The following is a 13,236-nucleotide window of genomic DNA, read 5'->3' on the forward strand; positions in this document are numbered from 1 at the left end:
GAGTCGCTGGTTAACTCTATTAATCCCCGCTCAACTCCGCGAAATAACTTACCCAATGAACGTTCCCCATTAATGCGAATCGCGCTTGACAACCGGCCCGGAGCTGCCTTGCAGGAAGTCGAAGTCGGCCCCTTCGTGGGCCTGGAGTACGTGGTGAATATACATGCGCGTATAGCCCCGGTCATACCCGAGATCAATCGGTTTGAAATGGGTCAGCCGACGCGCCAGTTCTTCCTCTTCCACGTGGAGGTGCAGCAGGCGTTGTTCGACATCGAGCGTAATCAGGTCGCCGTTCTGTACCAGGGCCAGATTACCGCCGACTGCCGCTTCCGGCGAAACGTGTAAAACGACGGTCCCAAAACCGGTACCGCTCATCCGGCCATCCGAAATCCGGACCATGTCGTGGACGCCCTGGGCCAGCACCTTGGCCGGGAGCTGCATATTGCCTACTTCCGGCATTCCCGGATAGCCTTTCGGTCCCACATTTTTCAGCACCAGCACACAGGAAGGATCGACGTCGAGATCGGGATCATCAACGCGTTTTTTGTAATCGTCGATGTTCTCGAACACCACGGCCCGGCCGGTATGCTTCATCAGTTCCGGACTGGCCGCCGACGGTTTCAGAACCGCCCCGTTTGGACACAGGTTTCCTTTCAGAATGGCCACGCCCGACTCGGGTTTGAAGGGTTCGTCGACGGATGCGATCACGTCGCGGTTGTAGCATTCGGCCCTGGCGCAGTTCTCGCCCAGCGTCCGGCCGTTGATGGTCATGGCGTCGTTGTGCAGGAATTGCTGCAGTTCCTTGATGATCGCCGGCAGACCACCCGCGTAAAACAAATCTTCCACAAAATGCTCTCCCGAAGGCTGTAGATTGGCCAGCAGCGGGATTTTTGCCGACAGTTTATCGAAATCATCAATCGAAAGTTCGACGCCCATCCGGCCGGCAATGGCCGTCAGGTGGATGATGAAATTGGTCGAGCCACCCAGGGCCGCATTGACCATAATCGCATTTTCGAAGGCTTGTCGGGTCAGTATCTGCGAAGGGCGAATGTTCTGCCGGGCCATTTCGACGGCCCGCATCCCGGCCAGGTGGGCGAGCACTTTCCGGCGCGAATCGGCTGCCGGAATCGTGGCGTTGTCGGGCAAGGCCAGTCCGAGGGATTCGACCATGGCCGCCATCGTGGAGGCCGTTCCCATCACGGCGCAGTGGCCCTGACTACGCGCCATACAGGCTTCGGCGGCCACAAATTCTTCCTGCGACATTTCGCCTTTTTTGTTGGCTTCGGCAAACCGCCACAGATCGGAAGTGCCGATATTGCGGCCTTTGTATTTCCCGGCGAGCATCGGACCGCCCGAGACCACCAGTGTCGGCAGATCGACGCTGCACGCGCCCATCACCAGCGACGGCGTGGTTTTGTCGCAGCCGCACAGCAGCACCACGGCATCAATCGAATTGCCCCGGATCGATTCTTCCACGTCCATGCTGGCCAGGTTGCGGAACAGCATCGTTGTCGGTTTCATCTGGCATTCGCCCAGCGACATGACCGGAAATTCGAGCGGGAAACCGCCGGCTTCCCAGACACCCCGCTTCACGGCTTCGGCCAGATCGCGGAAGTGGGCATTACAGGGCGTTAATTCCGAAAAGGTATTGCATATGCCGATAACCGGCCTGCTTTCGAACAAATGGTGAGGAAATCCCTGGTTTTTCATCCAGGCCCGGTAAATAAAACCGTCTTTACCGGTACGGCCAAACCATTCTTGCGATCGGAGGTGCATTTTAAAACAGGGTGTTAGTGAGTAAAGCAATGAAAGAAAAAAGAACGAACCGACCCGGCGGGCCGTTGGAGCGGTAAGTTAGAAAGTTTTCGGTAAATGAACGTGCTCACCCATTTCGTCACGACTATTTAATATATTCGCAAGGCGTACCCCATACCACTACCACTTGACGGCATGAACGAACCTGTGACTTGTTTCCTGATTGATGACGATGAAGATGATCAGGAATTGTTTGCGTTGGCGCTGAAAAAAGTAGATCCCAACCTGACGTGTGTGGTTGCCGACGATTGCGGGGAAGCCCTGCGAATGCTGAAACAGGAAGAAAACTTCTGTCCCCAGTACATTTTCCTGGATTTGAACATGCCCCGGATGCACGGGAAACAGTGTCTGGTCGAACTCAAAAAAATCGCCCGCATTGAAAACATTCCGATCATTATTTATTCAACTTCCTCAGAACCCCGTGATATTCAGGAAACCAAGGCGTTGGGCGCGTCGGCCTTTTTGACCAAACCGCCCCTTATTTCAATGCTCACCGCCCGATTATCACAATTATTGCTCGACAGACCGATGGCTTAAGCGGTTTTCCATGGAAACGAAACCTCCTCCAATAACCCACCCGTTTCTGGCTGGTGGGGGCGAAATGGGCCAGCTGATTCGTTTGAGAAACTGGTCGGCGCACCCCCTGGGGCCGATTGAAGGCTGGCCCCAGAGCCTGCGAACGACGCTCAGCATAATCCTGCATTCCCGGTTTCCCATGTTTCTGTTTTGGGGAAAGGATCTGATCTGTTTTTACAACGACGCCTACCGCCCGAGTCTGGGAGCGGGCGGCAAACATCCTTCCGCGCTCGGGCAGCGGGGCGAGATCATCTGGCCCGAAGTCTGGCCGGCTATCAAACCACTGATCGATCAGGTGATGAACGGGGACGGGGCCACCTGGAACGAAGACCAACTGCTTCCGATTTACCGCAACGGTCAGATCAAGGATGTCTACTGGACGTTTAGCTACAGCCCGGTGCATAGTGAGTCGGGTGAGGTGGGTGGTGTCTTTGTGACCTGCACGGAAACCACTGAGAAAATTCTGAACCTGAAAACGCTCGAAGAAAGCAAGGCCCAGCTTCAGTTTGCCATCGAAGCCGCCGAATTGGGGGCCTGGGATCTGAATCCGGCGACTAACCGGTTTACGGGCAATGACCGGCTGAAAGCCTGGTTTGGCCGGCGGCAGGAAGAGGAAATCGATTTGAGTCAGGCGCTGGCTTCCATGGCCGAAAAAGACCGAAACCGGGTGGCCGACGCCATCAAAACCGCGCTGCAGGCGAGTTCCGGCGGGCAATATGATGTAGAATATACTATTTTGAATACAGGTGATAAGCCGGAGCGACTGGTTCGGGCGAAGGGCAAAGCGATTTTTGATGAGTCAGGGGCGGCCATCCGGTTTAACGGCATTTTGCAGGATATCACCGACGAAGTTCGCGCCCGGGAGAAAGAGCAGAAACTGCTGACGCTGGTTGAAAACAGCGTCGATCTGATGTCCATTCTGGAACTGGATGGCAGAAACTCGTACATTAACAAAGCGGGAAAAGCGCTGCTGGGCATTGATGCGGATGAAGACGTTTCGAGGATTCCGATCACGGATTTACACACTCCGGAACAGTTTACTTTTGTTAGTTCCGAAATCATCCCGTCGGTAATGGCCACCGGCCGGTGGTCGGGGCAGTTTGCCGCCCGCAATAAGAAAACGGGCGAAATTCTGCCGCTCTACAACAATTGCCTTCGGATCGATGACCCCAGTACCGGTTTGCCGCTGGCAGTCGGCGCGGTGATGCGGGATTTGCGCCCGGAACTGGCGGCCCAGAAAGCCCTAGAGGAGAGCCGCGAACGCTTCCGTCTCCTGGCCGATTTCATGCCCCAGTTCGTGTGGGCGGCTGAACCGACCGGCAAACTGAATTATTTCAACCAGTCGGTTTTCCGGTATTCCGGTTTGTCGAGCGATGCGGTGCAGGACAATATCTGGCTTCAGATTACTCACCCGGACGAACGGCAGGCGAACCTTGATGCCTGGCTATTCTGCATCAAAACCGGCCAGGATTTTGTCTTTCAGCACCGCTTCCGCCGGTACGACGGCGAATACCGCTGGCAATTGAGCCGGGCCGTTCCGATGAAGGATAGCCAGGGCGTCATCCAGTGGTGGATCGGCACGAGCACGGATATCGACGACCAGAAAAAGATGGCCGACGAACTGGAGCGGATGGTGCAGCAGCGGACGCAGGAACTGCACGAGAGCAACCAGGAACTGATCAAAATCAATCAGGAACTGGAACAGTTTGCCTACATCGCCAGCCACGACCTGCAGGAACCGTTGCGAAAAATCCAGTCATTTTCCGAACTGCTTCGGTTGAACCTCAGTGATGCGCAGTCGGCGGAGCTATACCTGGAAAAAATCAGTACTTCGGCCCAACGAATGGCGGAACTGATCAAGTCGGTTCTGAATTATTCCCGCTTGTCGCAGACCATTGAAAGCTTTGTGGAGACTGATCTGAATCAGGTTCTGGCCGACGTGGAGTCCGATTTTGAATTGCTCATTGCGCAGAAGAGGGCGGTTATTCAACGAATGGTTTTGCCGATCATTGAAGGCATTCCGACCCATCTGAACCAGCTGTTTGCCAACCTGATCGGCAACTCGCTCAAGTTTTCGGCCGAAGCACCGCTCATTACGATTACGGCCGAAACGGTTTCGGGAGACAGCATCCCCCCGGGTTCCGGGTTACCTTCCGGCCGACCGTACGTTCACCTTAAAATTGCGGACAACGGAATTGGTTTTGAACAGGCGTATGCCGAGCGGGTATTCACGATCTTTCAACGCCTGAATCACCGCAAAGCCTACGCCGGAACCGGGATTGGTCTGGCGCTGTGCCGGAAAATTGTCGAAAACCACGGCGGCCTGATTCGGGCCGAAAGCGAACCGAATAAAGGCGCGACCTTTCACGTTTTCCTGCCCAGACATCGGTAAGCGGGACGGTATTCGGTATACGGTTTTCAGTATCCAGTTTACGGTATTTTATTTCGTAACGGTTTTTGGTTTACAGGTTGCCGTAAACAAGTTGATCTTCCTGTACCAAAAACCGTATACCGTCCCCCTCTACGGAATAAACTCCTTGATTTTTCGGTTCAGGGCTTCTCCGCGGAGGTTGCGGGCGATGATTTTTCCCGTGGGATCGAGCAGCAAGTTGGCCGGAACGCTGCTGATGTTGTATTGCTGCGCCACTTCATTTTTCCAGCCTTTCAGATCGCTGACGTGCGCCCAGGTGAGGTTGTCTTTCCGGATCGCATTCAGCCAGTTTTCTTTGTTATTGTCGAGCGAGACAGAAAAAATAGTGAAATTCCTGTCTTTGAACGTGCGGTACGTCTGCACCAGATTCGGGTTTTCGGCCCGGCAGGGTCCGCACCAGCTGGCCCAGAAATCGATCAGGACGTATTTCCCCCGAAACGCCGACAGCTTGACCACATTGCCCAACGTATCGGTCTGGGCAAACTCCGGAGCAATTTTGCCGATCGTCAGGCGGCTGAGCTGATCGATCTGCTGGCGGAAAAACTTCGCCTGCTGTGATTTCCCAATCTCCATCGTCTCGAGTTTGGTCAGCATACTGTCTGCCCCAGCCACATCGTTCAGGTTCATCAGCATGCCCAGCACATTGACGCTGGCGGCATGGTTCGGGTGTTCTGCAATAAACTGTTTGAAGCGATTCTGGTCCAGTCTGACGGCCTCCTCCTGATCCCGGATGGCGGCCTGCATGGTTTCCTGATCGTTAACGGCCCGGGCGTTACTGAACTTGATTTCCGCTCGTTTGTAGCGATTGGTGCTGGCGGTATCCAAAATCATTTTTTCGAGTACTTTCCGCAGATTTTCCTCTTTCGAACCCGTCACCTGAACGGCCCAGAGCGAGTCGGCATTGCCCCGGATGGTAATGGGGGCGTTTTCGAGGTAGAAATGCTGCTGACCCTGTTTTCCGGCGACCTTGAGGTTGTAAAACGCCACTTCATCCAGTTTCCCCTTAAACGAAAACTGCCCTTTGGCGTTGGCAACGGTGGTATCCGAATGCTGCCGGGTTTTGTAAAAGGAGTTCTCGGTAAGGATAATTTTGCGGTTGGCCGCATTTTTTAACGACCCCGTAATGGTATACCCATCCGAAATATCCGGGCCGGATTGTTTTTTAACGGGTTTGGATTGGGAAGTAGCCTCGAAATACAAAAATAACGGAATGATACACAGGATGAAAAGTCTCATAAGCAAGGTATGATAAGCGATTGCCCGGGACGCAACGGGGGTTATCGGTTGGAATCTTAGCAAATTTATTGCCTAATTTGCTTTTTATCAGGAAAATGTGGTAAGTGTTGCTGTTTTTCTTCCAAACAAAAGGGTGGTGGCCGATAGTTCATATCAAAACCATAACGTAATTCAAAAATATGGATAAAAAATCCTTTCTACTGCGAGCGCTTCTTCTGGGTACTCTGGTTGGATTGTCGGGCTGTGCCCGGAACCCCGTAACGGGAAAACGAGAGTTGTCGCTGATGTCGACCGAGCAGGAAATTGCGCTGGGGAAAGAATCCCATCCGTCGGTGGTGACAACAATGGGCCTGTATGAAGACAAAAAACTGAATGACTTCATCAACGAAAAAGGCCAGGCGATGGCCAAAATCTCGCACCGGCCGGACCTGCCTTACCAGTTCTACATCGTTGATTCACCGGTTGTTAACGCCTTTGCCGTACCGGGCGGGTATGTCTACTTTACCCGTGGCATCCTGGCCCATTTTAACAATGAAGCGGAGTTTGCGGGGGTACTGGGGCACGAAATCGGACACATCACGGCCCGGCATTCGGTTCGTCAGCAAACCAGCCAGATGCTGGGTACAATCGGCGTCATTGCGGGGGCGGTGCTGGTGCCGCAACTGGGGCAAAGCATCGAAGCCCTGCAACAGGGCCTAGGCTTGTTTATGTTGAAATACAGCCGGGATCACGAGTCGGAATCGGATAAAATCGGGGTGGAGTATTCGAGCAAAATCGGCTACGACGCCCGCCAGATGGCCCACTTTTTCTCGACCATCAAACGTATTTCGGACAATTCGGGGCAACAGGTGCCCACGTTTATGTCCACGCACCCGGATCCGGCCAATCGAAATGTGAAGGTGAACGAAATGGCTACGGCCTACCAGCAGCAGAACCAGGGGAACTACCGGGTTGAGCGGGATCGGTACCTGCGCATGATCGACGGAATTATCTACGGCGAAGACCCGCGTCAGGGTTTTGTGGAGAATAATATGTTTTACCACCCGGAGCTAAAGTTTCAGTTTCCGGTTCCGAAAGATTGGCAGCATCAGAACTCCCCTTCGCAGTTTCAGATGGCGGCCAAGGATGGTAAATCGGCGATGATTCTGATGCTGGCCAAAGGCAATACGCTCGAGGAGGCTTCCCAGACGCTGGTGCAGCAACTGAACCTGAACGTACTGGAAAGCGGTCGCACCACGCTCAATGGCATTCCGGCATTGGTGATGATTTCACAACAGAAACCGCAGCAACAACAGGGACAGCCCCAGCCGCAGCAGGATCCGAAATCAGTTCTTCAACTGGGGACCTGGTTGATTCAATACAACAATACCATTTACGCCCTGCACGGGCTGGCAACGGCGGGTGATTTTGCGACGGCTTTCCGCACGTTCGAACCGGTAGCCAAAAATTTTCGGGCGCTCACCGATCAGGAGAAAATTAATCGCAAACCAGAGCGGGTGCAGATCCGGACGGTATCGCGCGATGGAACCTTCAGGGAGGTGATGGGCAATCTGGGAATGCCCGCAAACCGGCTCGAAGAACTCGGGGTGCTGAACAGCCTGAAAGCCGACGATAAGGTAGCACGCGGCTCGCTGATCAAAATCATCGGTCGTTAATCGATCGAAGAGTCGTTTGCCGAATGGGTTAAAAAAGGAATGACCCGGTTTTCAAATCTACTAAATCCGATGAAATTGACCTTGTGGGGGCTGTTTTGGCTCCTGAGTTTCCCCTGCTTTGCCCAGATTTCCAGCCTCCCGGTTTACCGTCCCGATGCCTTTAGGGGTGACTGGCTGGTGGCTCCGGTAGCGAGGAAAGCGGGGGTTTACCAGACCAGTCAGGGCCGGGAACTGGTGCTGTCGAACGGCCTGATTCTTCGGCGGTTTCGGATTTCGCCCAATCTGGCGACGGTTGACTTCCGGAATCTAACGACCAATGAACAGTTGATTCGGTCGGTAAAACCGGAAGCCGTGGTGGTGTTGAACGGAAAAAAATACCGGGTCGGCGGGCTGGAAGGGCAGAAAGAACACGCCTATCTGAAGGAGGAATGGCTTGCCGGATTTACGGCCAATCCTTCGGATTTTCAGTATAAAAGCTTTCGGGTTTCTGCCCTCAAACCGACGCTGAACGGGCAGGCCAGAACCTGGACGATGAACCGGAATCAACCTACCGGTCAGGAATTGCAATTGGTATTTACCGCCCACCAGCCGGAAGTACAGGGGATTGACATCGTGGTGCATTATGCCTTATACGACCGGATTCCGACCCTTTGCAAATGGGTGACGGTGGAGAACCGGAGCGGAAAACCGCTGCATATCGATCAGGTGGTCAACGAGGTGCTGGCCACGCCCGAAGAAGAATCGGCGGTGGTCGGGAAGCCGGAGCAGATGAAGAAACCGCAGCGGATTTACATCGAAAACAACTTCGCCTTCAACAACGCCATGCGGTATGACCTGTCCGATCAGGCTACGCACTGGAAAATCGATTCGCTTTACACCTCCCAGGTCAACTACAATTTTGAAACGCCGTGCCTCCTTGAAGTATACCCAACGCTGGGTGTCGGCATTGACCTGGAAAACGGTCAAACGTATACCTCTATCCGAACGTATGAATTGCTGCTGGATTCCTACGACCGGGAGCGCAACGGGCTGGCGCGCCGACAATTTTACCGAACCGTGGCGCCGTGGACGACGCAGAATCCGATCTTCATGCACCTCATCAGCACGGACCCGGCGGTGGTTCGGAACGTTATCGACCAGTGCGCCGAAACCGGGTATGAGATGGTCATTCTCAGCTTTGGCAGTGGGCTGAATATGGAAGACGTCAGTCCGGCCAATATTCAGAAATTCAGGGAGCTGGCCGATTACGCCCATTCCAGAAACATTCTGCTGGGCGGTTATTCACTGTTTAGCAGCCGCCGGATCGACGACGAAACCGACGTGATCGATCCCAAAACCGGCCTGCCCAATAAAGCGGCTTTTTTCGGCCACGCGCCCTGTCTGGCCAGTGCCTGGGGCATTGCCTACCTCGATAAGCTGAGGAAATTTATCACCGAAACCGGTTTTGATCTGCTCGAGCACGACGGCCCGTACCCCGGCGACGTGTGCGCGTCGGTGAAACATCTCGGCCACAAAGGGCTGGAAGATTCGCAGTGGGTGCAGATGGAAATGCAGAAGGGGCTGTACCGGTTTTTGAACGAAAAAGGCGTTTACATCAACGCGCCTGACTGGTATTTCATGGACGGTACGCACAAAATTGCCGTGGGCTACCGCGAAGTAAATTTTTCGCTCTCCCGCGAGCAGCAGAAGCTTCTGAACCGGCAGAACATCTACGACGGAACCTGGGAGAAAACGCCTTCGATGGGCTGGGGGTTTGTGCCGTTGACCAGGTATCAGGGGGGAGGACCCGAAGCGGTTTTGGAGCCGCTCAGCGAACACTTGGGCGATTACGAACAACTGATGATGCAGTACTACGGCGCGGGCGTGCAGGCCTGTTACCGCGGACCCCGGCTGTACGATACGGAAGAAACGAAACAAACCGTCAAACGCGTCATTGATTGGTATAAAAAATACCGTCCCATTCTCAACTCTGACCTCATTCACCTTCGTCGGCCCGATGGCCGGGATTGGGATGGCATCATGCACGTCAACCCGACCCTGAACGAGAAAGGGTTGGTGATGCTGTATAATCCGCTGAAAACCAAAATCAGCCGGACGATCAAACTGCCGCTCTACTACACCGGGCTGACGGATTCGGCTGCCGTTCGGGTGGGGGAGGGCACCGCAAAAACCTACCGGCTGAACCGGAATTACGACGTGGAGCTGACCGTTGACCTAGCCCCGGAAAGTTACCAGTGGCTCGTGGTGGAAGGCCGGTGAGCGCGAAGCTTGCGAAAAGTGAGCGGGTGGGCCGAACTCCTTCCCGGGTGGCTTGGTTAAAAAGGCACATTAATCAATCACAATCATGTCCGAGTTGTTCAGTCCGTTAACCATACGAAGTATCCAATTCAAAAACCGGATTGCGGTTTCTCCCATGTGTCAGTATTCCAGCGAAGACGGGTTTGCCAACGACTGGCACCTGGTTCATCTGGGGAGCCGGGCCGTGGGTGGGGCGGCTCTGGTGATGACCGAAGCCACGGCGGTTTCGCCCGAAGGCCGGATTTCGCCCGACGATCTGGGCATCTGGAAGGACGAGCACCTGCCGTTTCTGAAGCGAATTACCACCTTTCTGGAAGCGCATGGGGCAGTGCCCGGTATGCAGCTGGCTCACGCGGGTCGGAAAGCCAGCCACGTCCGGCCCTGGGAGGGCGGGAAGATGATTCCGCCGGATGCTGAACGGGGCTGGCAAACCGTCGCACCCAGCCCGGTTCCGTTTATTCCGACGGAAACAATCCCGCTGGAATTGACCGCCGAAGGCATTGAAAAGGTGATCGCCGATTTTGTGGCTGCGGCTGCGCGGGCACTGGAAGCCGGTTTTAAAGTGATTGAACTGCATGCGGCCCATGGTTATCTGCTTCACGAATTTCTGTCGCCCCTGAGCAATCAGCGGACGGATCAGTACGGCGGGTCGTTCGAAAACCGCATCCGGTTTTTGCTCGAATTGCTCGAACGGGTGCAAACCGTCTGGCCGCCGGAGCTTCCGCTGTTTGTCCGGATCTCGGCCACCGACTGGACCGAAGGGGGCTGGACGCCCGACGATGCCGTGGCGTTAGCGCGGGTTTTGAAAGCGAAAGGTGTTGATCTGATCGATTGTTCGTCTGGCGGGAATGTGGCGGGGGCTAAAATTCCGATCGGTCCCGGTTATCAGGTTCCGTTTGCCGAGAGAGTCAAAAAAGAAAGCGGGATTCTGACCGGTGCCGTGGGCCTGATTACCACCGCCGAGCAGGCGAACGGGATCATTGCCAGCGGCCAGGCCGATCTGGTGTTGCTGGCCCGCGAACTGCTGCGCGATCCGTATTTCCCGCTCCATGCCGCTCAGCAACTCGAGGCCGAAACCGCCTGGCCGTCGCAGTATCTGCGGGCGAAATGAAACGATTTGTGGCCGTTTTCGGAAAGCTCAGGTAACGCTTTTGATCCATCAATTTCATGCAACAGGAGGAACATCAGTGGCTTATTGACATCATAAAGGATCGCTTCCAGAACATGTACGGTCTGGAACTTACCGACGAACAGGCTGAACGTATCCATCAGTTCGAAGACGATAAAAATGTTTATTCAGCCACCGACTTTTTTTCGGAATGGGAAGAATGGGATTTTGAATGGGCTTCCTTCAAAGACATTCTTACGGAACAGCAGTTTGAAACCTATGAAGAAAAACGAAAGGGATTCATTCAGCAAATGGAAACCGGCCTGAAGGAGGCAGACCGTGCCAGGGCCGTTGAGATTGACTACCACCAGGAATTGATTGGGTATTACGAAAACGAGTTTCTGCCTGATTTCTTCAACGACCGGTTTTTACAGCCGCTTGCCATTTTGCCGGAAACAAAAACAAAGGTTGATTTTCTAAAGGCCGAATACCGTCGGTATTTGATCGAATACCGCAAACATGTTCTGGTTGGCCATTTCCGGTATGCCCGCACGTTCCGGCCGAATCTTTTGAGGATTTCCCTTTTGCAACTCAAACTAAATCACCTGTGGCCGGACTATTTTTATTTCAAGCGAAAAATGGATGAGTCCACGAAAGCAGTTGCGGAGTACCTGGAAAAGAAAGTGGATTACCTGGACGACCGAACCTACGAATTCGTTCGGAAGAAGTTTGATGCGTTGACGGTTTTTAATCAGAAAAACGAAGCAAACTACTTCAGCGACTGGACCGGTTTTCGTTTCACGATTGGGGAAATGCCTCCCGAAGAATTGCGGATTTGCCGGCTGATGGGTCTCGTATTACTCGATAAAGCTCGCTATGATTGGCGGGAGTAGTTGGCTGGGCTTCCGCTTTTCCTGAAAATCAACACGCTGAAAGACCTTTCGGACCGTTCAAAAAAACGAATCTCTGCGGGTTCGTTTTTTTTGTGTAGAATTGGGTCTGTAAATCTTAAAACCCTTCATGCGACGGTTTTATAACGGTCGGGAGCTAGCACATGGGACTTTTTGACTTTATCCGCAATGAATTTATCGAAGTTATCGACTGGGTCGATACCTCGAACGATACGGTAATCTGGAAGTTTCCGGACAACGGTAACAATATCAAATACGGGGCGCAACTGACCGTTCGCGAATCGCAGGTGGCGGTTTTTATGAACGAAGGCCGGATTGCGGATATCTATCAGCCGGGCCGTTACGAGCTGACGACCCAGAACATGCCGATCATGACCACGCTGCGATCGTGGAAAATGGGGTTCGAGTCGCCGTTCAAAGTCGATATTTATTTTGTGTCGACCAGGCAGTTTACCAACCTGAAGTGGGGAACGCAAAATCCGTTCATTGTCCGCGATCCCGAACTGAAGCAGGTGCGCGTCCGGGCCTTCGGCGTGTTTGCCCTGCGGGTGACGGATGGGGGAAAATTCATCAAGGAGTTTGCTGGAACCACGCCCATTGTCCGGATCGGCGACGTAGAAGACCAGCTTCGGTCGGCCATCGTGACCAACTTTACCGACACCATCGGCGAAGCCGGGATTTCAGTGTATGACCTCTCCCGGAATTACAAGGAAATTGGGGATAAACTTCTGCCCCTGCTCCAGAACGACTTTACGGGTTACGGCCTGGAACTGACCAAGTTTTACGTCGAAAACACGAGCCTACCGCCCGAAGTCGAAGCGTTCCTGGACAAAACAACCCAGATGAACATGGTGGGCGACATGGCGCGTTTTCAACAGTTTCAGGCCGGTATTGCGCTGGAAGATGCCGCCGAGAGCGGGGGAGCCGGGGGGGCTGCGGTTTTGCTGGGCGGGTTGGGCAATTTCATGCAGAACACGAGTGCCGCCAATGCGCCCCAGCCGGCCCCGAAAGAAGATAAAGCCGAGGTCATGAACCTGCTCAAGCAACTCGGTGAACTGAAAGCCGCCGGCATTCTGACCGACGAAGAATTCAACGCCAAAAAAGCCGAACTGTTAGCCCGACTATAAGGCAAAGCCGGAGAGGAGAAAGGGGAAAGGATAAACACTTCCCGTTCGTCCTTTCCTGTTTTTCGCCCTTTCTTCCGTT

9 protein-coding genes are annotated in these 13,236 nt (G+C 54.0%); 7 read left to right on the forward strand and 2 right to left on the reverse strand.

Annotated features, from left to right (window positions below):
- Positions 1-69: 69 nt before the first annotated feature.
- Positions 70-1,776 carry an IlvD/Edd family dehydratase gene (locus ACFPMF_RS00590; RefSeq protein ID WP_379840471.1) on the reverse strand — a complete coding sequence of 569 codons (1,707 nt, stop codon included), beginning with the start codon at positions 1,774-1,776 and terminating at the stop codon, positions 70-72.
- A gap of 174 nt (positions 1,777-1,950) precedes the next feature.
- Between ACFPMF_RS00590 and ACFPMF_RS00595 the strand changes: the two genes are divergently transcribed.
- Together ACFPMF_RS00595 and ACFPMF_RS00600 are read left to right on the forward strand one after the other, a co-directional pair.
- Complete coding sequence (locus tag ACFPMF_RS00595) at positions 1,951-2,352, forward strand: response regulator (RefSeq protein WP_379840472.1); 402 nt, start codon at positions 1,951-1,953, stop codon at positions 2,350-2,352.
- Between the two features lie 10 nt (positions 2,353-2,362).
- Positions 2,363-4,783 carry a PAS domain S-box protein gene (locus tag ACFPMF_RS00600; RefSeq protein WP_379840473.1) on the forward strand — a complete coding sequence of 807 codons (2,421 nt, stop codon included), beginning with the start codon at positions 2,363-2,365 and terminating at the stop codon, positions 4,781-4,783.
- Between the two features lie 129 nt (positions 4,784-4,912).
- On the opposite strand, the gene ACFPMF_RS00605 is transcribed toward ACFPMF_RS00600, so the two are convergent.
- Entirely contained in the window at positions 4,913-6,058 is a 1,146-nt protein-coding gene (locus ACFPMF_RS00605) for a redoxin domain-containing protein (RefSeq protein ID WP_379840474.1), read from the reverse strand.
- Between the two features lie 179 nt (positions 6,059-6,237).
- On the opposite strand from ACFPMF_RS00605, the gene ACFPMF_RS00610 reads away from it, so the two are divergent.
- The 5 genes from ACFPMF_RS00610 to ACFPMF_RS00630 all read left to right on the forward strand — a co-directional run bounded on the left by ACFPMF_RS00610 (position 6,238) and on the right by ACFPMF_RS00630 (position 13,157).
- Complete coding sequence (locus ACFPMF_RS00610; protein ID WP_379840475.1) at positions 6,238-7,713, forward strand: M48 family metalloprotease; 1,476 nt, start codon at positions 6,238-6,240, stop codon at positions 7,711-7,713.
- Positions 7,714-7,782: 69 nt separating this feature from the next.
- Complete coding sequence (locus tag ACFPMF_RS00615; RefSeq protein WP_379840476.1) at positions 7,783-9,972, forward strand: alpha-galactosidase; 2,190 nt, start codon at positions 7,783-7,785, stop codon at positions 9,970-9,972.
- 85 nt (positions 9,973-10,057) lie between these two features.
- Positions 10,058-11,122 carry an NADH:flavin oxidoreductase/NADH oxidase gene (locus ACFPMF_RS00620; RefSeq protein WP_379840477.1) on the forward strand — a complete coding sequence of 355 codons (1,065 nt, stop codon included), beginning with the start codon at positions 10,058-10,060 and terminating at the stop codon, positions 11,120-11,122.
- 56 nt (positions 11,123-11,178) lie between these two features.
- Positions 11,179-12,012: a hypothetical protein gene (locus ACFPMF_RS00625; RefSeq protein ID WP_379840478.1), complete on the forward strand. Its 834-nt coding sequence runs from the start codon at positions 11,179-11,181 to the stop codon at positions 12,010-12,012.
- Between the two features lie 161 nt (positions 12,013-12,173).
- Positions 12,174-13,157: an SPFH domain-containing protein gene (locus ACFPMF_RS00630; RefSeq protein WP_379840479.1), complete on the forward strand. Its 984-nt coding sequence runs from the start codon at positions 12,174-12,176 to the stop codon at positions 13,155-13,157.
- Positions 13,158-13,236: the final 79 nt, after the last annotated feature.

The organism is Larkinella bovis (genome assembly GCF_042655385.1).
Taxonomy (GTDB): domain Bacteria; phylum Bacteroidota; class Bacteroidia; order Cytophagales; family Spirosomataceae; genus Larkinella; species Larkinella bovis.